The sequence below is a fragment of the Mucilaginibacter sediminis genome, assembly GCF_051903035.1.
Lineage (GTDB): Bacteria > Bacteroidota > Bacteroidia > Sphingobacteriales > Sphingobacteriaceae > Mucilaginibacter.
In genome coordinates, this window is record NZ_CP170602.1 from 117,923 (window position 1) to 139,714 (window position 21,792).

Sequence of the window (21,792 nt, forward strand, 5' to 3'; positions counted from 1 at the left end):
TTTATAGCTTTATAATTTAATCCTCAAATATTTCATCTGCACATTTGAAATCTGCACATCTGAAATCTGTCTACAATTCCCTGCGTAACCTTGCAACAGGGATATTCATTTGCTCGCGGTATTTGGCTACGGTGCGGCGGGCTATGTTATAACCGGCATCTTTTAATATATCGGTCAGTTTTTCATCGGCAAGTGGGTGGCGTTTGTCTTCTTTGCCAATGTGCTCTTCCAATATTTTTTTAACCTCTTTATTAGATACCTCTTCGCCGCTTTCAGTTTGGATTGCTTCTGAGAAGAAGGATTTTAACAAAAAAGTACCAAACTCCGTTTGAACGTATTTAGAGTTGGCCACACGCGATACGGTACTGATGTCCATGTTTATCCTGTCGGCAATATCCTTCAGGATCATAGGCTTCAGGTTTTTGTCATCGCCGGTAAGGAAAAACTCATATTGGTACTGCATGATGGCATTCATTGTTTTTAACAATGTTTGCTGACGCTGTTTAATAGCATCAATAAACCATTTGGCCGAGTCGAGCTTTTGTTTTACAAATTGTACTGCTTCCTTTAGTTTTTTATCCTTTTGCGATGCCTTATCATAATGCTGAAACATTTCCTGGTATGACCGGCTAACACGTAATTCAGGAGCATTTTTGGAGTTTAAGGTGAGTATCAGTACACCATCGTTGTTGGTGATGTGAAAATCAGGAATCACCTGCATCTGTTTGGTGTTAATTTCATTACTATCGCCCGGCTTAGGGTTAAGTTTCAAAATCTCGTTAATAACACCACGCAACTCGTCCGAATCCATATTTAGCGATTTTTCCAGCTTATCGTAATGTTTGCGGGTAAACTCGTCAAGATATTGCTCGACAACGATGATCGCTTTTTTTATGATAGGATCATTAGGATCTTTTTTGCGAAGCTGGATGAGCAGGCATTCCTGCAGGCTACGTGCGCCTACACCGGCCGGATCAAAGTTTTGAATCACCTTTAACATGTCTTCAACTTCTTCATCTTCGGCCATTACATTTTGGGAAAAGGCCAGGTCGTCGGTAAGTGACATGATAGGACGACGTAGATATCCATCATCATCAAGGCTGCCAATGATCTGTTTGCCTATCCTGAAATCCTTATCACTTAGCGGTAATAGGTCAAGCTGTAGTTGCAGGCTTTCAAAGAACGAGCTTTGTACAGCAATCGGGATTTCTTTTCGCTCATCCTCATCGTCTCCGTTTTGGTCATAGCGCGATCCATAGTCATTTACGTTGTCATCCTGCAAATAATCGTCTATATTAAATTCATCCATTTCCCCCTTTTCTTCATCACCGTTAAAGGTGTCTTCGTCAGGGTCGCGGTCTGGATATTCTTCAACGGGCTCATTCAAATTTGTTAAGCTCAGGTCTTCAAGTGCAGGGTTTTCTTCCAGTTCTTCTTTAATTCGGGTATCCAGAGATACGGTAGGCACCTGCAGCAATTTTATAAATTGTATTTGCTGTGGCGATAGCTTTTGTAAAAGTTTTTGTTGAAGGTTCTGTTTTAGCATAGTTTAAGACGTGTTCAAAAATACATCAATTACCGTGAACTTTAAAATAACTTACCGTAAATGGAATAATGATGATAAATGTTAAATAAAAACTTTTGTTTGGTTAGTGTGTTAAATAATCTTAACCAAAAATCAATATCATGGCCGTAATTAAAGAATTTAAGGAGTTTGCCCTGCGTGGCAACGTTATTGACCTTGCAGTGGGCGTTATTATTGGCGCCGCTTTCGGTAAAATAGTTACCTCGCTGGTAACTGATATTATTATGCCGCCAATCGGCCTTGCTACGGGAGGTGTGGATTTTAAAGATATCAAGATATTGCTGAAGCATGGCGATGCCGAAAAAAAAATACCTGATGTAGCTGTTAATATTGGTAATTTTATTAACATCACCATTGAGTTTTTAATAGTAGCATTTTGTATTTTTCTTATTGTAAAAACAATCAATGCCATTAAACGGTCGCCCGAACCAGAAGCTGTTCCCGCGCCCGAACCCACCCCGACAAAAGAAGAAGTTTTACTTACTGAAATCAGAGATCTGTTAGCAGCCCGGAAATCTTAATGTTCGATAGCTGATAGTTCATGGATAGCAGCTTTGGTGTTAATCCATGAACCATTGGCTATGGCCTAAAAACTCTTTGGCAATTTGGCGTCTGTGAGGATAATATAATCTGCCAGTTTACTGAACTTGGCCCAGTCGGGGTTATCAAAACTTTCATCCGCATAGGCGCCTATGGTGATAACACGTGCTTTTGGTGCGTACTTTTTTAACTGGGCAACAGCACCCATTTTTTCTTCGCTGTGAAAGCCGCCGTTAATTTGCATGATTTTAAAGTCGGTATGTTTTTTATAAAACTGTGCTATTGACCAGCCCATGGTTGCATCCCAAAGATTTTGCGATTGATAAATTTGCATTCCTGCCATCGCTGCGTGGCCGCCCATTATCTTTACAAATTTATCGTAATAGGGGCCCGTAGCGGTATCAATAGGCAGGGGAGGAAGGTAGCCCCTGGCTTGTGCATCAAGTTGCTGCAGGCTGTTTAAACCATTGCGTGTTACCATGTTGGTATAACGCGATGGGGCGTTTGCTGCTACTACAGGTATTTGGCTTTGTTTGGCCTGCTCAACCAGGGGGCGGTAATCTTTATAATTGGGCCAGGTACGTGCATCGCTCACCAGATTTTTTTCGCGAATGAAGCCATTCAGGTATTCATTTAACACCAGTTGGCAATCGGTGGTAAACATTTCCATCGATAAGGCCGTTTTGCCGGGATATTGTTGCGCCAGCTGCTTAAAAAGCTCAAGTTCCAGCAGGTGCCCGGTAGAATCATTGTGTTCTTCGCCAAAAAAAAGCACATCGGCTTTAGCCATGTTATTAATAATATCGGCAACTGTTGCCGGTTTTTGGGTTGCAGTACTGAATATTTTATAATGAATGACCGGAGTAGCCTGACTTAATGCAACAAAAGGTAAGCAAATGATAAGTAGCAGGATAGATAGTTTCATATTGTGGTTTTAAAACGCTTAATTTACAGCAATAAATATAGAGCAACAAATAAGAAAAATAGTGTTTGAAATGTTTTAAAATATTACTACATTTGCGCTCTTGTTTTTAAAACGACGAATACAATAAAATAGTTATGAAAAGAACGTTTCAGCCTTCTCAAAGAAAAAGAAGAAATAAACACGGATTCCGTGAACGCATGTCAACTGCTAACGGCAGGAGAATATTAGCAGCCAGAAGAGCTAAAGGCAGAAAAAGATTATCAGTTTCTGACGAGGGTCGTCATAAAGCATAAACCGGTTGCGCTGGTGGGCATTAAGCCAGCCAATGGATACCGATTGTCTGCTTAAATCCCGGATCCAGATAAGCAACTATGTATACTTTTAAAAAAGAAGAACGGTTATGTAATAAAAGGCTTATTGATAAGCTTTTTCATAGCGGCTCTTCTTTTTTGTGTTATCCTTTTAAAGCCTCGTGGTTATATCATACCCAACCACAACAATATCCTGCCCAAATATTATTTTCGGTGTCCAAAAAGCGTTATAAGCACGCTGTCGACCGTAATTTAATAAAGCGCTATATGCGCGAAAGCTACCGGCTGCACAAACAACAAAACCTATACAATTTGCTGCAAACAGCCGATAAAACCATTGTACTATCGGTAGGTTATATTGGTAAAACAATTGAGCCCTACAGTGTCATGGAAAAAAAGATGCTGAAGATGCTTGCCCAACTGGCAGAACAGGTAACTGCTGCTAATACTACAACGGTATGATGGCACTGGTAACATTGTTTAAACAGCTTGTAGGCTATATTTTTATTGCATTGATAAAAGTATACCAGTATTTTATTTCGCCGATGACGGGTGCTTCGTGCAGGTATACCCCAACATGCTCGCAATATGGGGTAGAGGCTATCAGGAAACATGGGGCCTTCAAAGGCGGATGGCTAACTATTAAACGAATCGCCAGCTGTAACCCCTGGGGAGGGCATGGACATGATCCGGTACCTTAATTAGTTTTAAGTTTTGAGTGATGGGTTTTGAGTTTTGCCTGGCCCTAAGCTTAAAAGGTTTGATTTTTTTGTTTTGTAAAGAGCGGTGGTGATTGAATTTTTCAACTCACAACTCACAACTCACAACTCACAACTCGCAACTCACAAATGGGCCTTATTTTACAAATAGAAACTGCAACAACATCATGCTCAGTAGCATTAGCTGCTGATGGTAAGGTTTTGGATTTTAAACAGGTAAATGAGCGTAATAAACACGCCGAAGTAATTACTTTATTTACCGAAGAACTTATAACCGGCGGTAATTTTAATTACCGCGACCTGGACGCAATTGCGGTAAGTTGCGGTCCTGGCTCATACACAGGTTTGCGTATTGGGGTATCTACAGCAAAGGGGCTTTGCTTCGCGCTTGATAAACCGCTTATAGCTATCGAAACTTTGGAGGCGATGGCTTATGGTGTAATTAATGATAATACAATACCCATTAATGAAAACACATTGCTGTGCCCTATGATTGATGCCCGCAGAATGGAGGTTTATTGCAGTGTGTTTAATATTGCAGGCGAAAAACTTAAAGATACAGCTGCTGAAATTATTGACGAAAACAGTTTTGCCGATTTGTTAAAAGATAACCGGGTTCTTTTTTTTGGCGATGGCGCAGATAAATGTGAAGCTATTTTAGGCGGCAATCCTAACGCCAGCTTTTTACACAATTTCGAAAACTCCGCAACGTATCTTACCCAAAAGGCGGTCGAAAAATTTGCTGATAAAGATTTTGAAGATGTAGCCTATTTTGAACCTTATTATCTGAAGGATTTTATAGCGGGGAAAAAAAGTAAGAGTTAAGAGCCAAAAACACAGGCCAACCTAAATATCATGCTCTTGGCCCCGATTATCGACTCTTTGCCGTTTATAACAGAAACTTATATTATTTTTGAGCGGTTAATTAAATAAATGGCAAAACTATCTACCTCGCGGCAAAAAGCCTTAATGCGCAAATATGCCCGCAACGTTAAGTTTTTGATGATGCTGATGAGCATCTGCCTTATCGTTTTCTTTTTACCAAAACAGGCAAAGTTTAGTTATGAATACGAAAAAGGGCGCATCTGGAACCAAAAAGACCTGGTATCGCCCTATAATTTTGCTATTCTGAAAACTCCCCAGGAAATTGACAACGAAAAGAAAACCGCCTATGAAAGCATCACCCCCGTATATCAGCTTGATGCCGCCGCAGGCGATCAACAGATAGAAGGCTTTAAAACCGATTTGGAAATCAAGTGGCACAATGCCGGTATTAACGATAAACTTAAGTCAAAATATATTGATGCGGGCGTAGCTTTATTAACAAACTTATATAACATCGGTATTTTAAAGCTCAATGATAAATATTTGCGCCACGCAAATAACTACCCTATTACCATTTTAAATAAAAACGTAGCTACAGAAAAAAATACCAATGCTCTTTTTACCAAAGAAAGCGCGCTGGCTTATTGTGATAAGGTATTAAGTAAACGAACCGATATTGACAGGGCTTTCATGCTCGATCTGCTGCAAAACCGGATACAGAACAACTTAAGCTACGACGATAACCTAACCACGAGGCTGGAAAAAGAAGTGTACGACGGCCTTTCTATCACCCGTGGAATGGTACAAAAAGGAGAGGTGATAGTTTATAAAGGCTCGATTATTAACGATGATGTTTATCAGAAACTTGAATCGTACAAAAAAGCTTTTGAAAATAATGCCCGTGTTAATGGTAACCACGTACTGGTGCTGCTGGGACAATTTTTATTGGTATCAATAGCCATATCGTTGCTTATGATATTCCTATACCTGTTTCGTAAGGATATTTATGCCGATAACCGGCTGGTGGGCTTAATATTGCTTGTAATAACTGCTATGCTGGCTACTTTGTCGGCCGCAATTAAATTCCAGTTCCCTGTAAATTTGTATTACATTCCTTATTGTATTGTACCAATCATCATCCGTATTTTGTTTGATACACGTTTGGCGCTCAACATTCATTTACTGGTGGTTTTAATAGCAGGATTTTTTGTGCCCAATAGCTTTGAGTTTGCTTATTATGAAATAACCGCCGGGATGGTATCTATCTACAGTATCAAAAACCTAATCCGGCGCGAGCAGTTCCTGGTTTCTGCCGGGATAATCGTATTTACCTATTTCGTGGCGTTCCTGGGCATTTCGTTTATCAGGGAAGGTACCTTCTTTGAAATTGACTGGATGGATTTTTTGCCCTTTGTGGTAAGCGTACTGCTCACTTTGCTGGCTTACCCAATGATTTATATATTTGAGAAGATATTTTCCCTCACGTCGGATATTACGCTCATCGAGCTTACTAATACCAACGCGCCTTTACTGCGTGAACTGGCCTTTACAGCGCCTGGTACGTTCCAGCACTCGTTACAGGTAGCCAATTTGGCCGAGAATGCTATTTATAGTATCGGTGGCAATGCTTTATTAGTTAGGGCAGGGGCTTTGTATCATGATATTGGTAAAATGGAGAACCCGCTGTTTTTTATTGAAAATCAAAGTTCGGGCTTTAATCCGCATGATAAGCTGCCTTATGAAGAAAGTGCACAGGTAATTATACGCCACGTAAGCAAAGGGATTGAAATGGCCCGCAAAGCCAACCTGCCCGAAGTTATTATTGATTTTATCCGTACCCATCATGGTAATACCCGGGTCGACTATTTTTACCAGTCGTCGTTGAAGAATTTTCCGGAGAAATTCATCAACGAAAACATTTTTAGGTACCCCGGGCCTATCCCTTTCTCCAAAGAAGCTGGTGTTTTGATGCTTGCCGACTCGGTTGAAGCCGCATCGCGCTCATTAAAAGAGCCCGATGAAGAATCGATAAGTGTTTTGGTTGATAGGATTGTAAAATACAAGCTTGACCAGAACCAGTTGAAAGACAGTAATATAACCCTGAAAGATATCGAAACCATCAAAGAAATATTCAAGCGTATGCTTATGAGTATTTACCATGTGCGGATAGATTATTAAAAATCCGAACTTTTTTTTTGATGGGAAACATGAATTGCTATATTTGCAATCCCGAAAACGAGGGACAAGTTTAAAAATACTGGTGAGGTGCCTGAGAGGCCGAAAGGATCAGTTTGCTAAACTGACGTACGGGAAACTGTACCGAGGGTTCGAATCCCTCCCTCACCGCAACCTATGTCATCAAAAATGAACAAAAGCCTGTAAATCATTGATTTACAGGCTTTCTTTTTTTTATCAGTTGTCCAAAAAACACCAAAAATGCCCAAAAGTTTGTGGCAAAATCGTGGCAAAAATTATTTTTTGGAAATTGCCACGAATGGTCGCGTAACTTATTGATTATCAAGTTGTACATGAGGTGAACATCTTGACTTCCTGTAGCTGTATTTCGATATTTATTCACATTTAATCGTGGCAATTATGTTGGAAAAAAGCTTTGGTTTACTGTATTTTCTGAAGAATTCGGGAAACGAATCTAAAAAATTCATCTATTTACGCATCACCGTGGACGGACACCCGGTTGAGCTGTCTACAAAAAAGCAATGGTGGGAGAACCGCTGGGATAAGGAAAAATGCCGGGCCAGCGGCGTTAGGGAGGACGCCCGTGATGTAAATTTCTTCCTGGATACTTTAGAAAACAAGGTATTTAAGGCCCGTCAGAAGCTCATCGAAGAAGAGGAACTCATTACCGCTGAAATCCTGCGGGACATGCTGGCAGGCAGGGATGGGCGCAAAATGATACTCGAGTTATTTGCACAGCACAATGCCGATATGGAGGCGCTGATTGATACGGACTACGCGGGGGGCACCCATCGGTGCTTTCAAACTACTTATGAGCATGCCAAATCCTTTATACAGTGGCAGTATCATGCAGAGGACATGAGCATCCGCAAGCTCAACCATTTCTTCATCGACCGCTTTTCCTTCTGGTTGAAGACCGTTCGCAAATGCAACCATAACACCACCATGAAGTACCTGGCTAACTTCAAGAAGATTGTCCTGATCTGCGTTAAAAACAAATGGCTAGCTGCTGATCCCTTTCCTGATTTTGAATTGACGCGGAAGGAAGTTATCCGCCATCCGCTGACCCAATGGGAACTGGATAAGATCGCGGGAAAGAATTTCAATAATGAACGGCTGCGGAATGTGCGGGATGTATTCGTGTTCAGTTGCTATACCGGCCTGGCCTATGCGGATGTGGCAAAACTGACCCGCCCCGAAATCATTACAGGCGTGGATGGCGAACAGTGGATCGTCACCGAAAGGCAGAAAACCGATACGAGTTGTGCAATACCACTATTGCCTGTCGCCCTCCAATTATTGGAAAGGTATGCGAGCCATCCCAAATGTATGAACCAGGCCAAAGTTCTGCCTATACTTTCCAATCAAAAGATGAACGCCTATCTCAAAGAAATTGCCGACCTGTGCGATATTACCAAAGTTCTGACCTTTCACCTCGCCAGGCATACTTTTGCGACCACCGTTACGCTAAGTAATGGCGTGCCGATCGAAACCGTGGCCAAAATGCTCGGCCATACCACGCTCCGGCAAACGCAGCACTATGCCAAAATATTACATGGCAAGATCGGCATGGACATGGCACCGTTACGTGAAAAATATGTGGTTACCACGCCTGAGCCTGAATCTGTATTGGAACTGGAGTGTCCTGAAATGACATTAGAGCCGGTAAAGCCGGTGGCGGCATTACCTAAGTACAATTATGTATTGGTATCATCTTAGTTTTTCAAACTGGAAATTCCAGATTGGCACATCAAGTTTATGATATCAGACAACAAAATAGGAGAGGTTATAAGGCCACAGAATGTGACCTTATAACCTAAAATTACAAACATAAAGAAATCATCATGACTGAAAAATCTATAATAGCAGACGAAATCATAATGAGTAAGATTTATTATATCCGTGACCAAAAGGTTATGTTAGATAAAGACCTGGCCGAATTGTATCAGGTAACTACCGGTAATTTAAATAAAGCGGTTGCAAGAAATATCAAACGTTTTCCACCTGATTTCATGTTTCGCTTAACGGGTGAAGAATTTAAAAACTTGCTATTCCAAAATGGAACAGCAAGTTGGGGCGGAACACGTTTAGCACCTAATGTATTTTCTGAACAGGGGGTAGCCATGTTATCCGGCGTGCTGACCAGTGAAAGAGCGATCGAAGTAAACATTCAAATTATGCGGATATTTATAAAGGTTCGTGAAATGTTCCTTGATAATACAGAAATCCGTATGGAGATTGAAAAAATTAAAGGGAAACTGGATAACCACGACAAAAATATAGAAATCGTTTTTCAATGCCTGGACGAATTATCGAACCGCATTCCACTGGTGTACGAGCCGCCACCAAGAAAGCGGATCGGCTTTAAACAGGATGACCTATAGCAAAAAGGGAGGGCACAAAATGCGAACGAAAAAGCTGAACAGCATGTCAAATGTAATCTGAACAGGTTTTCCGCCCGATATGCGTTTGCGTTAAGAAATAAAGAAAATCTTATGGTCACAAAATGTGACCTTACGACAAGGGAAAAACTGGATACCAGGACAAGAACATAGAAACCGTGTTTCAATATTTTGATGAATTGTCGGGCCGTATCCCGCCGCGTCCTGAACATTGCCAGCAAAAAGGGATCGGGTACAAACCCGATGCTGAATAACGGCCTGAGTCGCAAATTCAACGTGAAGTTGTTATTATAATGCCTGCGATACTGCCTTTCGGCGTAACTCGAGGACAGGGGTTACGCCGTATTATCCGATGATATCATAACAGATCCCCGCCCTTTGAGGGAAAAGTTAAAGCCACTTCCTTATGTGATAGTGGCTTTGCTTTTTAGCGGATTCCAGGTGCCAATCCCGTACCTCTAAGTGTTTACGCTAATTTCCGGGTACCAGCAGCCTGACATAGCTGCCTGTAAAAGGATTATAGGAAGGCTCATAAACAATGTAGCCCAAGTCCATTAGCTGCCGGAGATATTTGTGGTAAGTCACGATGCTCCCAATATGGGTATGCGCCATAACCCGCTTCCGCGAGATCGGCACAGGGTTAACGCCTCCGTTCAGCAGCCATTGATGGAGCAAACTCATATAGATACTGAAATGCCAGACATTAATCCTCCGGTCGGCTGCCAGAACCCTGAACACTTCGTTAAGGTTTAACTGGCTATCCATGGCTGTTGCTTGCATTAACCAGCATGTTATGTATGTCCTGGTACCGGTAATAGTAGGTGCCACCGATCCTGGAGTAAGTTAACTTTCCGGTGGCCCGTAATGTCAGCAAGGTGCCGGCCGAAATGCCTAACAGCTTCCTTGCTTCGGCGGGCTTCAGCCATTCTTTGACCTGCTGACTGCTTTTTCCCAGCAAGGATTTAATATCAGCAAGCAGCGACTGCCGGAATATTTCTAAATCTTCTTTTGTTATCAATTCCACACTCATCTCGTATCACTTTAATATTCATAAGATAGCGCACCCCAGTCTGTAAACCAAATTTTGTAACTTCACTTAAAAGACGACTCTCTTAAGGAATATTATGCCGACTTATCCATGTTCATCTCCGGTCTTCAGGTATATGCAGCTGCGCTTATTGCGCTTATAGGACGGTTGATAAACGATGTACCCGAAATCATGCAGGTCCCGGATACACCGGTGGTAAGTGGTACTGGCTGAGATCTTAGCCAACGGCATGATCTCGTGCGCATAGGCCTGAATTTGTTCCGGACAGCCACTGGCCTGCCAGTATTGCAGCAAAGCAGCGAACAGGCCAATATGGGTGCTACAGATCCGGGGATCGTTACTGATCGCCTGGAAAAACACCGATAAAGGCCTGAGTGGGTACATACTTAAACACGTACCCCCTGTTTGCGCCGCTGGCCCTGCTGGTTTTGTTCTTCGGCTGCGACCTGTTGCTTCGCATCCGATTTCTGTGTAGTGTCCTGGCCTGACGAATGATGCTGTGCCTCGGTGCCGCTGACCGCGGCGGCATTGCTTTGGTTTTGTCCGGTACTTTGGCCCGGTTTCTGAGCGGAGTGGCTGGCAATAGCGGCACGCTGCACTTCCTGAGGTGTCATTTCCACTTTTTGCCTTTGGTCGACCGCCTGTTTTTCCACTTTTCGCACGATCAGGCTTTGACCGGTGCTATCATAGAAATCCAGGCGCGCCATACGGGGATTGGCTACCAATTTGGCCTGCGTTTCATGTCCGTCTCTTAATAAAACCACATCTACCTTGTTGCCTTTTTCCAGCTTGGCGATAAGCCGTAGCTTGTCGTAATTTTCCTCGATCCCCTTGATCGGGTATTTGCCTACTTCTTTCTGGTGGTTCCAAAACGTAACTTTTGGATTGAAGTTCCCATACTGATCAGCGTTCTTAAAATCAAGGCCTCTCCAGGCGAAATAAGTTTCGCCGGTCGGTTTCATTCTGACTTCGCCATTTTCCTCAACAGGGGCCATTTTTGGCTGTTCCCGGTAGGCGGCACGCCCGTCCATCATGTTATAACGCTCCTGCAATGTGTAGTTATATTCCTTTCCAAAGAAGAATGTTTGTGTCAGGTCTTCCTTGCCAGGTTGCTTCAGGGTAATGTCTGCCCGGTTAAAAAAAGTCATATCCTTATCTTTCTGATCTCCTTTGGAAAAATGCAGGATAGAATTGGTTTCATCCTGTCCGAACTTACGGCTGTGCGGAATAGAAAATTCGGTCAGGTTTTGTTCCATTTTTTCGCGTAGCGGTTTAGCTACTTCTTCACCAAAGCCCAGGTAAAACAACTGGTTCTTTACATAATCAAAACTTTGCTCGTTCATAATAATTGAATTTTTAAAGGGTAAATAATCGTTTATAAAATGTGTCGGGTAAAAAGGTTGCTGTACAACGTCAAGCGTGGTTGGCTCCAGCTTATCGTTAAATAAGAGTAGTCCGCCATCCCGTACGCCCATAAAAAAGTACCGGCTGACCGTCGCCGGTTCGGACAGCGGCTGCAATTCGTGGTAGTCATGGCCATTTTCATAATTATGGTGCGCAGTTACCAGCGTTAAGCCGGAATGGGGAACGGCGTAGCCTTCCACATCCAATTCCAGTGACTGTCCGGGAAAGCGCCCTACAATCAGGTAATCCGTCCCCTTGTCAGCCAGCTCATTATAGAATACCACGCTATCCATAAAAGAGCGGGCTTCCCCTGAGCTGCCAAATGATTCCAGCACGCGGTGACTGTGCCCGATCTCATAGATCATTCCTCCACTGTGCTGATGCGCGATGACATGATACTCCTCAATTTCCTTCAGTGGATCAATCGTCCTCTGCCAGGATACCGGCAGCAACTGCCCTCTGGAAAGTGCGCTTTCAAAAACATCATAGGATGTACCGGGCAGCAGGGACAGGTTTTGCTCTGCCATTTGGCGGGCCACTGCCGTAATATCCATTTTTATATTTTTCTCAACGTCCATCTCCAGGCTTGCTTTCAAAGTTGCGGCCTGCATATACCTGTAGTTGTCCGAATGAAACATTTGCTCCGCAAAATCGAATTCGCCGTTAGCGGCATCGCAGAATTTTTCGGCTGCGCCTGCAGATGAGAAGAAGCGCAGATCCTGCGGCTGTAAAATCTTATCCGGCTGGTCGTTGAATACTACCCAGGGATTGCCAACTGTTATTGCCCGGTCCAGTTCAGCGCTCAATGCTTGTTGCTCCACTCGTGTCATGTGCTAAAGGTTAGTGACTGCCCTTTACTTCCTGGTTATCCCGCAGCAAAAGCGTATGCCCGTCTTTCAGCTTGCCTTTTACACGCTTCACTTTTTTGCCGAAAAGGCCTTTAGCGGTATTGATGCCAGCCGTAGTGAGCTGCGCCGTCATGGAGGGGTCGAAGTTCATGACATCCATGTTCTGCACACCGCTGGTAGCCCCGTCACGTAAAGCATCCCCGGTTATGGCTTCGGGTACGCTGATTCCTTCCAGCCCGTCGGTCTGATCAAAAACCGTCAGGTCAACCGGGTAAAAGTTATAGCCCACGTGGATGCTTTTAATGTTTACGGTGTAGCGCTGATTGGATAAATTGCCGCTCCCGTAAATCCGCTGCCCTTTGGCGTAGCGCTGTCCGCCGAGCGTAACCGTATCGGTTAACTTCAGACAGATCACCGTGCCCTCCACGATCTTTTGTGTACCGTCGATCACGGCCGGGATAGCACGGAACTTTTTTACCGTAACCGGAGTTCCCGTTTTATCGGCGGTGGCCTTTACCCGCTCAGGATGCTGGATATCCAGTATTTTTTCGAGCAGACCGTTCATTTGCTTCAGTTCCGGATCTTCGGCAGCGGCCGTTGGTTTAGGCAGCGAATCGGGTATTGCGTTAACTGTTTTTTTAACCGGCAGACTAACAGGCTGCGCCTGGGGTTTATTAACAACTGCCTGCAATTGCACTAAGCGCTGACTTATCCTGGCTTCATTTTCGGCAGGATTGCTATTGGTTCCACCATAGTCAGCCCCTCCAAAAGTGGCCGGCTGATTGGAAAAAGCACCGCCGGGATTAGCGCCGGGAAGGCGATCAGGGCTGTCGGGCGTTTTTGGGGTATAAGGGTCGGCCTTACGCAGTTGCTGCTTTTTCAGCGAATCGGCATGCGCCTGGTCGTAAAAGCTCATTTTATCACCGGCTTGACCTGCGGCGATAATGGCCGATGGCAATTTCATATTGAGCCCTTTTTTATCACCAGCTTTGGCTTGTTCGCTTTGGCCCCCGCCGAGCGCAAGAAATAAGATCGTGGTAAAACAAAAGACGATTGGCGGTAGGGCAAGTAGGATTTTCCGCTTGCGCCGGTCCTGTAAATTGGCAGTGTTTGTTTTCATAATATGGATGTTTTTTCGTGTTTTAATTTGTTTTCGTCATCATTCAAGAGGGCTTCGCCGTTAGCGACTGCTCACGGTTAATACTTTATTTTCTACCGTGTTCCAATGCTCGATCAGAAAGCCCAGCAGGTTATTATCACTGCGGGATACCTCCCTGAGATCGCCTTCGGTGATCAGGCTTTGGCTGACATTGCTGGTGGAGCGGATCAGGTGCAGCGTGGAATAGCAGCGGAAATGATAGGGTGCACTGCGCGTATTCAACTGCACACTGTCCACATTAATGCGCTGGCTGATGTTACCGGCGATAATGCCGGAATAATAGCCGCTCACCGACAGGCTGTCATACACTCGTTTAGCGGAACCGTCAGCGAGGTAAAGCGCTTTGGAGAGATTTTTCTTGATCACTTTCTCATCAGGATCGAGTGTGAAGAAAGCTTCATGAAAAGCCCGCACGTGGCCGCGTGCCTGCATGGGCAGGTAGTCACGCTTATCAGCGGCCACGGCCGACCAGGCGGTATTGCCTGATAGAATATACACTTTGCTTTGCAGTGCGATGGATTCGCTTTTGATCTGCCAGGCCATAAAGCCGACCGCAAGAAAAGCACAGACGACAATGGCGATAGTGAAACCGCGCACGTGCTGGAAGGCGGTTTCCAGGTTTTTCATTTTCTTAAACATAGTTTACTGTTTTTTTGGAGGGCTGCCTGAAAGTTTACTCTTGCTAAAGTTTTGGGTATCACCCGCCTGGTTATTGGTTGTTTGCTTATTGTTTTGGATGGTATTGCCCCGGTTAAAGCCTTGCATTACCGAGCCGCCGAAATAGCTGACGGCCATGGAGGCCAGCGCGCTGGTTTTGGCGAATAGCGCGTGGCCGCCAACATTCATGATGTAGTTGGCGACGCCAGGTACAGTAAAATAGCCGACGATACCGATCAGCAGGAAGATCAGGTAAGCGGTGTTAGTATTCCCCGGATCGTTACCGCCGGGGTTGCCGTTTTGGATCCCGATGATCATGTTCTCCTGGATCTTGGCGATGATCGCCCCGAAGATATTGGCGACGGGCAGCCACATAAACACGTTGACGTAGCGCGCCAGCCATTGCTTTAAGCTATGCTGGAAGCCCTCGAAAATGCTCAGCCCGAAACAGAGCGGGCCCAGGATCGCCAGCACAATGAGTTTAAAAGTCCGTATCGTATCGAGGCAAAGCGCCGCCGCCTGGAAAAGGACGTTCAGCACTTCGGCGATAAATTTCCGCGCCCAGTTCTTGATACTCCAGCCGGAAAAAGCATCGGAGATCGGGTTACTGCTGCCTGCATCGGTGGCAGTCCCGTCCGGGTGGCTATACTGGTACCATTTATCCGGATCAGCATTGGTGTCGTTTGGCGAGGCATCGGCGGCATCCGGTTTCCCATCGGCCAGTAAACGGGCGATGGCCTCATTGGTATTAGTGACCATACTTTGCGTAGCGGTAACGACCGGTTGCAACACCCCGTTGATCAAACCGAGTACCGCCGGGAACGCCAGGATGCAGAAGCCGATGGCAAATGGCCGGAGTAAAGGGTAGATATCTACCGGTTCTGCAGCAGCTAAATGTTTCCAGATCCTTGCGCCGATATACCAAAGCGTGGCAAAACCGGCAATACCACGGGCGACACCGATCATGCCGCTGCATAAAGGCAGCATCTGGTTGTAAAGCTGATCCAACACGCCCTGTAAGCTGTGTAAGTCATCGGCAACACCTTCAGCATGAGAAAATAAAGGCATAAGCGTGGCAGGGATGGCTGCGAAAGCCATCTTGTGAAATTTATTTTTCATAGGTTATTGCGTCAAGCCATACATCGATTTTACCCCTTGTTTGTCTGCTGTTCCCTGCGCCCGTTGCCAGGTGATCCTTGCCGCCTGGTCATTGAATTTACGCAGGTAACTCAACTGGTTGCGGCTTTCCAGATAGATGCGGTCAATTGCCGCCAGCCGTTCGCCATCACTCATCCGCAACTTGCTGTCGGTGACGATCATAGACAGGTCATCCAGATTTTTCAGGCTTTGGCTCACGAGGTTATTGTAGATAATCATCATATAAGCCAGTTCATCGGGGCTGAAATGCTGGTCGCGGATGAAAGAGCCGGAGGCGCTTTTGTATTCACTGATCAAAGCCGCCTGATCGTTCATAATATCCGTTACACGCGGATACCTGCGTACCGTCGGGCTGACGAGGTAGAGCCCATCCAGAAAAGCTTCGTGCAAACTAAAATTGCCCTGCGCTACATCTTTTACTGCGCCGTAACCTTTGCTAAGCACCGAATAACCGGTATACATCTGGCCGAGTATATTTTTCAGGCTGGCCAGCTTTTGGTAATCCAGCACCAGTTGCTGAATCACATCGCTCACTGACTGCGCCCGGCTGCTGAGCGGCGCGCCGGCCGCCATCGCGAGACATAATAAAGCAGTTATTATCATCTTTTTCATCACTTATCTCCTTCTCATTTGAGGTTACTGAATCCCGTATAGTTTTTTAAGCTGCCCTTTATCCTGGCTTTGCTGTTTCCGGTTCAATGCCAGCTTTCGGCATTTGGAAGTAAATGAACCGGCAAAGGCGTATTTATCTTTCATGCTGTTATAGAGCTTATCCAGCCTTGCCAGGCGCTGGGCATCGGTGAGTTGTAATTTGCCTGGCGTAAGTATCTGTAGCAGCTCGTCCATATCCAGCTTGCATTTTGCGGTAAGGTTATCACCCACCTTTTGCAGGTAGCCCATTTCCGCTGCCGTTAAAATTCTTTGTTGCTGCTGCCAGTTGATCTCAGCTGGCAATAGTGCCACTGTCTGGTTATTAAGGTCCGCGATGGCTTTGCCCTTCGGGTTGTTTTGGATTACGGGGTTGACTTGCGACAATGAACTGATATAATCGCTGTGCAGGGTAAATGTGCCATTCTTCAGGTCGTGCGCCGTTTTCAGCCCCGTTTGGGTGATATGGTAACCGGTCTTTAAGGCGCCGAGATAGGTTTGGTATTCAGCGATCTGTGCGGCCATGAGTTTGCGCTGTTGCGATTGCTGGCTGAGGAAACTGCCCAGGAACTGCGCGTTGGCTGAATAACAACCGAAGTTGACAAGGAAAAAGCATAAAATGGTTTTAAGAATCGTTTTCATAGCCGTTATTATTAATTGATACCATAGAGTTGTTTTACATTTTGGCGATCCCGCACGTCCTTGGCGCGCATTAAGCTCAGGCCGGCATTCTGCCGGTTGAACTGCCGCAGGTGGTCCAGATTGGTTTGCATGGCCCTGGCAGTCTGTCCGATCTTTTGCAGGCGTTCGGCATCGTCCATCTGCGTGCTAAAGTTGCTGACTGCCAGGAGCAGGTCATCGAGATTTTGCAGGCTTTCCTGTAAAATGCCGTTGTAGATATTATCCATGTATTGGAGTTCAGCAGCTGAGAAATGCGCATCATGTTTAAAGAGAGAACTGGCCTGTTGGTATTCCTTAACCAATTGCTTCTGTTTGCTGACCACACTTTTAATCTCATCGTAATCGGCGATCAGGCCCCTGACCTGATTGAGTTCATGATAATAGTTTGCATAGAGCTCTTTTTCTTTACCCAGCCAGCCGGAGATATCGTTCAGACTGGACAGGTGCAGCGAGTTTTCCAGCCGCTGTTCCGCGTTTTGCAGCGCGATGGTCTGGTTCTGTAAAGCCTGTACTTTCAGATCGATAGCGACGATCACCTTTTTGATTACGCCGGTAACGATATTTACCACGGGTATCTGGGCTTTGGTATCGTTGGCGAAGAAAAAAAACACGCAAGCGTAGCAGCAGATCAGCTTTTTAATTTTTTGACGCATGGCTTTTAGTTTAAGTGGTAAGTATCTACGGTGCGGTCGCCTTCGTCAGGCCAGTTTTCCAGGTATAGTAATTGCCGGATCGGGTCGCAGATCAGGTAACAGGAGCGGCCAATAGCGATCAGGTGGCCGTTGCTATGCCAGCCATAGGTGGCCAGCCAGCTTTCGGTCACCTGGTACTGGTCATTACGATAATATTGCTGGGTGACCAGGTAAAGGCTGCCTTGTTGCTGGATATCCAGTTTAACCATGCAGCTTACTCCGTTTTGCGGTTCTTTCCATTCGCGGAGGTAGCGTTTTTTCAATGCAGCTAAGCTGGCCTGATGCTGCGCTCCGAAGCGCAGGAGTATATGAAGGGCCGCACGAAAGCAGCGGATCAGTTGTCTTAATCTTTTCATAATGCTTTTTGTATTGTGTTTTCAGTTAGTTTTTCCCGTACCAGGGCTTTGATGCCATCCTGTACGCTGCCATGTTTTTCGGCATATTCAAGCACTTTAACCCGCTCGCGGCCCTCGGTGGTAAAGGCATAATATTCTTCCGGGCAGAGTTCATTCTTATAGACTTTCATCACCTGCCCGCCGATGTCGATGAAGATCTCGCGGTTGTCCTTGTTCACCGAAAGCAGTATGGTTTTCCCTTTATCGGACAGGCCGAGCGCGTCCTGCAGCTTGCCGAATTTTCCCTGGAACTTCCGCATATCCATCAGTATTTTGATGTCGGCATTATTGATGATCGCATCTTTAATGACTGGTGAATTGATCAGGTCATCCAGTTCCTGGGTGATCACGACGGGGATACCGTTAAACTTGCGGATGGTCTTAAAAGCATAGCGCAGGAACTCGGCCATGCCGGATTTGGCAATCGCTTTCCAGGCCTCATCAATGGTCAGCACTTTTCGCAGCCCTGGCAGCTTACGCATTTTGGAAATGAAAAGCTCCATGATGATGAGCGTAACGACCGGGAACAGGATCGGGTGATCCTTGATCTGATCCAACTCGAAAACAATAAAGGGCTGACGGAGCAGTTCGAGGTTTTCTGTGGCGTTCAGCAGGTAATCAAATTCCCCGCCCCGGTAATAAGGGCGCAGGACATACAGGAAATTATCCATATCAAAATCCCGCTCTTTGACCCGGTGGCTTTGCAGCACTTTCCGGTAGTCGCCTTCCAGGTAATTATAGAAGGAATTAAAACCGGGGAACAAGCCGGCGTTTTGTGCCAGTTGCTCATAATAGCCCTGAAGCGCATTGGAGAGCGCGACATACTCGGCGCGGTTAAATGTTTCGTTCTCACCTTTCCATAAGGAAACCAGCAGGGCTTTTAAACTTTCCTTTTTCTCTGTGTCCAGCACATCGCCCCTGCCTAAGTAAAAAGGATTGAACCTGATCGGATTATGTTCTTCGTAAGTGAAATAATACCCGCCGACTAAACCGCAAAGCCCTTTGTAGCTGCCGCCGATATCGACCGTTACGCAATGGGCGCCCTGGTCATAGAGCGAGCGCAGGATATGATTAACGGTCATGGACTTGCCACCGCCGGAAGTTCCGCAAACCAGCGTGCCCATATTGCTGGTGACCCCGTTTTGGCGCGGCGCATCATAGAGATCGGCAAACACCGGGCGGGCGGAAAGGCGGTCACAGAAGCGGATACCTGCTGCCGGAGGGTCGCTGCGGTAGTTACTTTCCAGGTTCAGGAAGCAGGCAGCCTGTTCGGCAAATGTATCGAAGGTGTCGTTGAGCGGGAAGTCGCCGCCATTACCGGGGATGCCTGCCCACCAGATTTGCGCAGCACCGTCGGTTTCGGGTTTGCCCGCAGCATCCATTGCGGCTAATGCGGATACGACCTTATTACCATTTTCTTTCAGGCGCTTTTCGTCAGCCGACCAGATCATGACGTTGCAATGTGCCTTTACGGGAAGGCGTTGTTTGCTGATGGCTTCGTCTAAAAAGTCATTGGTCGCCTCCAGCGAAATGGCGTTTTCCCGGGAATAGGCAGAAAGGGATTGCAAACGCAGGCGCTTTTTCTCCAGTTGGCGCAGGGTGGCCTGCGCGTCACCGATCAGGATGTACTGGTTATAAATATGGCTGCAATCCAGTAGTAAGCCCAGGCCGGCGGCGAAGCTCACCGGGAAACGGGTCTGGTCGGTGGAATAGGCGTCATAGGTCAGGCGCGAGCCGCAGTGTGGTGGTAATTGTTCCGCATCACTTAAGGTGTAAACCACCATTTGCTGGCTGCCGATCCGGACGCCGTCTGAAAGATCGATGTCTTTAATGAGTAATTGCTGCTCATCTTCGGACAGGTAACAGTAGCGCTCAATGAGCCCGGTGCGTTTCAACTGGCTTTGCAGGTCTGAAGCAGTCAGCCGGGTCAGCGTAATTAAACGGGTGTCCTCGAGCAGTCGTTTGAACTGGGCGCAGGTGTCTAAAAATTCCTGCCGGGCCTGCGCCTGCAACGTTTCTTTGGGAACGAGTGCCGGACGTAATAAGGTAGAGAACAGCGAGCTGCTCTTTTGCCTGCCTGCCGGTTTCCTCGTCAGATAAACCAAACAGTCATGCGCTAAGAAATTTCGGCCTTCAAAATATTTATCTGCGCTTTGCTTTAAAAATGTTGCTTTGCCACCTTTCTCCGGCCTGTAGTTTTTTTGGGTGAACCAGTCCTGTTTATGGAGTACGCTATCTTTGGGCAGTACGCGGATGGCCTTGATCCAGGCCTGGTGTATATTTTCGTAGTCCTCATCGGACAGTGTAAATATTTCCGGCAGTTGTACGCGGTAAGCCACTGTATATTCACCCTGCTTGGACAGGATACAGTCATGTTCGATGCCCATAATGGGGAGTATATGTTTGAATTCTTTTTCCATGTCAAGATCTTTTTTGCTTTAGTTTTCAATCGGGCTTTAAAACTTATGCCGGTGTTTCGGCCTGGACCGCTGTGCATTATCCCGGTGTTCCTGCTGGAGGGCTTCCCTGTTGCGCCGGATCAGGGCGGGGATATGGGTTTCGCTCAGGGGGATGACCTCCGCTTTCAGGTCCTTTTGTATGGGATGCCGGCGCAGGAGTTCACGTTCGTCCATTCCGTATTGCCTGGCGGCGGCAACGGGGTCAAGGCCGAGTTCATTGGGTATTTTTAGTTTAACGACACCTTCGGGAAACTCCAGTAGCTTAGGGTCTATTTCCACGACCTGTTTCATGACCGGGTGGTAATAGGCTTCATAATGCCAGCCGTCATTAGTCAGCTCGAAAGATTTCAGGCTAATGACCGGGAAGAAGTAACGGCTGTTGCGCAGCTCCTGCAGACGCAGGTCAACGGTAAACTTTTCACCGGCCAGGTCGATCTGCGGCAGTGCGCCGCTTTGGCGCAATTCGAGGGCGTTTTGGTCGACAATGACCTGAAAATCAGTTTTCCCGGCCAACTGGTCGATTGGTATCCCGTATTTTGCTGACATACCTTCGGGGTCGAGCTGTACCAGTGGCGGGATTGCGATGGTTTCGATGTATTGATCGTAACGTTCCGGCTCTGGTCGTTTGGTAACATGATTATAGCGCAGCAGGTAATACTTTCCCGAGTCGCCCATGTCTTTTACGAAAGATATTTCGTTCGCCTGGTCATTGGTCTGGCGGAGCACCTGCTTATCAATATCCACCTCGAAGCTGGTGCCCCCGATCTCGAAAATCACTGGGTTTCGTAATTTGCTCATATTTTTCCTCCTGAGTTATCTAAGTTTTGAAAGAAGCGGCGGTTATAGGATTTCAGTACTTTGGGCACGCGCTTGCGGGCGGCGGCTTTCATCAGGCCATACTCGCCGTATTTACGGCTCAGACTGAATATTTTGATACTGCCATAAGTAGCGGTGCTGCCGGTGAAGGTCAAACAGATGAGCGTCCCGGCACCGATGATATATAGGGTAGCGAAAATTAGCAGCAGGCCCATGACCAGCCCGGCGAAGTACCAGATGTACTGCGCCCGCAGGCCGCGGAACTCGATGCTTTTGTTGATGCCTTTATTGATGGTATAGATGCTGTTGTTCATTTCAGTGTGT

Annotated in this window: 23 protein-coding genes and 1 tRNA gene; 9 read left to right on the forward strand and 15 right to left on the reverse strand. The window is 46.1% G+C overall.

All coding sequences use genetic code 11. The annotated features are described in order from the left end of the window. Positions 1–70: 70 nt before the first annotated feature. Positions 71–1,546 (reverse strand): RNA polymerase factor sigma-54, encoded by a 1,476-nt coding sequence (gene rpoN / locus ACFGVS_RS00420; protein WP_090652946.1) that lies wholly within the window; start codon positions 1,544–1,546, stop codon positions 71–73. A gap of 140 nt (positions 1,547–1,686) precedes the next feature. Between rpoN and mscL the strand changes: the two genes are divergently transcribed. Beyond that, positions 1,687–2,106: a large-conductance mechanosensitive channel protein MscL gene (gene mscL / locus ACFGVS_RS00425; RefSeq protein ID WP_439696977.1), complete on the forward strand. Its 420-nt coding sequence runs from the start codon at positions 1,687–1,689 to the stop codon at positions 2,104–2,106. A 65-nt stretch (positions 2,107–2,171) separates the two neighbouring features. Here the strand turns inward: mscL and ACFGVS_RS00430 are convergent, their stop codons facing one another. After that, positions 2,172–3,050, reverse strand: a complete 879-nt coding sequence (locus ACFGVS_RS00430) for a ChaN family lipoprotein (RefSeq protein ID WP_439696978.1) — start codon at positions 3,048–3,050, stop codon at positions 2,172–2,174. Positions 3,051–3,184: 134 nt separating this feature from the next. On the opposite strand from ACFGVS_RS00430, the gene rpmH reads away from it, so the two are divergent. The 8 genes from rpmH (at position 3,185) to ACFGVS_RS00470 (ending at position 9,485) form a co-directional block, all read left to right on the forward strand. Next, complete coding sequence (gene rpmH / locus ACFGVS_RS00435; RefSeq protein WP_076375290.1) at positions 3,185–3,343, forward strand: 50S ribosomal protein L34; 159 nt, start codon at positions 3,185–3,187, stop codon at positions 3,341–3,343. Between the two features lie 78 nt (positions 3,344–3,421). Beyond that, entirely contained in the window at positions 3,422–3,823 is a 402-nt protein-coding gene (rnpA, locus tag ACFGVS_RS00440) for a ribonuclease P protein component (protein WP_090652949.1), read from the forward strand. Beyond that, positions 3,820–4,062: a membrane protein insertion efficiency factor YidD gene (gene yidD / locus ACFGVS_RS00445; RefSeq protein WP_439696979.1), complete on the forward strand. Its 243-nt coding sequence runs from the start codon at positions 3,820–3,822 to the stop codon at positions 4,060–4,062. The genes rnpA and yidD overlap by 4 nt, the downstream gene beginning before the upstream one ends. Before the next feature lie 147 nt (positions 4,063–4,209). Beyond that, complete coding sequence (gene tsaB / locus ACFGVS_RS00450; protein WP_439696980.1) at positions 4,210–4,905, forward strand: tRNA (adenosine(37)-N6)-threonylcarbamoyltransferase complex dimerization subunit type 1 TsaB; 696 nt, start codon at positions 4,210–4,212, stop codon at positions 4,903–4,905. A 108-nt stretch (positions 4,906–5,013) separates the two neighbouring features. Continuing rightward, positions 5,014–7,083 (forward strand): HD family phosphohydrolase, encoded by a 2,070-nt coding sequence (locus ACFGVS_RS00455; protein WP_439696981.1) that lies wholly within the window; start codon positions 5,014–5,016, stop codon positions 7,081–7,083. Positions 7,084–7,164: 81 nt separating this feature from the next. Then, positions 7,165–7,251, forward strand: a tRNA-Ser gene (locus ACFGVS_RS00460). Between the two features lie 249 nt (positions 7,252–7,500). Next, complete coding sequence (locus ACFGVS_RS00465) at positions 7,501–8,820, forward strand: site-specific integrase (RefSeq protein WP_439696982.1); 1,320 nt, start codon at positions 7,501–7,503, stop codon at positions 8,818–8,820. A 125-nt stretch (positions 8,821–8,945) separates the two neighbouring features. After that, the gene (locus ACFGVS_RS00470; protein ID WP_439696983.1) at positions 8,946–9,485 is read left to right on the forward strand and encodes an ORF6N domain-containing protein; all 540 of its coding nucleotides are present in this window, start codon (positions 8,946–8,948) and stop codon (positions 9,483–9,485) included. A 489-nt stretch (positions 9,486–9,974) separates the two neighbouring features. Here the strand turns inward: ACFGVS_RS00470 and ACFGVS_RS00475 are convergent, their stop codons facing one another. The 13 genes from ACFGVS_RS00475 to ACFGVS_RS00535 form a co-directional block, all read right to left on the reverse strand. After that, positions 9,975–10,283, reverse strand: coding sequence for a hypothetical protein (locus ACFGVS_RS00475; protein ID WP_439696984.1), 309 nt, complete (start codon positions 10,281–10,283; stop codon positions 9,975–9,977). Beyond that, entirely contained in the window at positions 10,261–10,533 is a 273-nt protein-coding gene (locus tag ACFGVS_RS00480) for a helix-turn-helix domain-containing protein (protein WP_439696985.1), read from the reverse strand. The genes ACFGVS_RS00475 and ACFGVS_RS00480 overlap by 23 nt, the downstream gene beginning before the upstream one ends. 404 nt (positions 10,534–10,937) lie before the next feature. After that, entirely contained in the window at positions 10,938–12,785 is a 1,848-nt protein-coding gene (locus tag ACFGVS_RS00485; RefSeq protein ID WP_439696986.1) for a hypothetical protein, read from the reverse strand. Between the two features lie 10 nt (positions 12,786–12,795). Then, complete coding sequence (gene traM / locus ACFGVS_RS00490; RefSeq protein ID WP_439696987.1) at positions 12,796–13,923, reverse strand: conjugative transposon protein TraM; 1,128 nt, start codon at positions 13,921–13,923, stop codon at positions 12,796–12,798. Between the two features lie 60 nt (positions 13,924–13,983). After that, positions 13,984–14,589 carry a conjugative transposon protein TraK gene (gene traK, locus ACFGVS_RS00495; protein ID WP_439696988.1) on the reverse strand — a complete coding sequence of 202 codons (606 nt, stop codon included), beginning with the start codon at positions 14,587–14,589 and terminating at the stop codon, positions 13,984–13,986. Positions 14,590–14,604: 15 nt separating this feature from the next. Beyond that, on the reverse strand, positions 14,605–15,738 hold the full coding sequence (gene traJ / locus ACFGVS_RS00500; protein ID WP_439696989.1) for a conjugative transposon protein TraJ: 1,134 nt from the start codon (positions 15,736–15,738) through the stop codon (positions 14,605–14,607). A 3-nt stretch (positions 15,739–15,741) separates the two neighbouring features. Continuing rightward, positions 15,742–16,389 (reverse strand): TerB family tellurite resistance protein, encoded by a 648-nt coding sequence (locus tag ACFGVS_RS00505; protein WP_439696990.1) that lies wholly within the window; start codon positions 16,387–16,389, stop codon positions 15,742–15,744. Positions 16,390–16,413: 24 nt separating this feature from the next. Beyond that, the gene (locus tag ACFGVS_RS00510) at positions 16,414–17,067 is read right to left on the reverse strand and encodes a hypothetical protein (RefSeq protein ID WP_439696991.1); all 654 of its coding nucleotides are present in this window, start codon (positions 17,065–17,067) and stop codon (positions 16,414–16,416) included. Between the two features lie 11 nt (positions 17,068–17,078). Beyond that, positions 17,079–17,759 (reverse strand): conjugal transfer protein TraI, encoded by a 681-nt coding sequence (locus ACFGVS_RS00515; RefSeq protein ID WP_439696992.1) that lies wholly within the window; start codon positions 17,757–17,759, stop codon positions 17,079–17,081. A gap of 5 nt (positions 17,760–17,764) precedes the next feature. Further along, a complete protein-coding gene (locus ACFGVS_RS00520; RefSeq protein ID WP_439696993.1) occupies positions 17,765–18,154 on the reverse strand; it encodes a hypothetical protein in 390 nt (129 codons plus the stop codon). Continuing rightward, positions 18,151–20,613 carry a TraG family conjugative transposon ATPase gene (locus ACFGVS_RS00525; RefSeq protein ID WP_439696994.1) on the reverse strand — a complete coding sequence of 821 codons (2,463 nt, stop codon included), beginning with the start codon at positions 20,611–20,613 and terminating at the stop codon, positions 18,151–18,153. Before ACFGVS_RS00525 ends, ACFGVS_RS00520 begins: the two co-directional genes overlap by 4 nt. A gap of 36 nt (positions 20,614–20,649) precedes the next feature. Then, positions 20,650–21,450 (reverse strand): hypothetical protein, encoded by an 801-nt coding sequence (locus tag ACFGVS_RS00530; RefSeq protein WP_439696995.1) that lies wholly within the window; start codon positions 21,448–21,450, stop codon positions 20,650–20,652. Next, positions 21,447–21,782 (reverse strand): DUF4133 domain-containing protein, encoded by a 336-nt coding sequence (locus ACFGVS_RS00535; RefSeq protein WP_439696996.1) that lies wholly within the window; start codon positions 21,780–21,782, stop codon positions 21,447–21,449. Before ACFGVS_RS00535 ends, ACFGVS_RS00530 begins: the two co-directional genes overlap by 4 nt. Positions 21,783–21,792 lie beyond the last annotated feature (10 nt).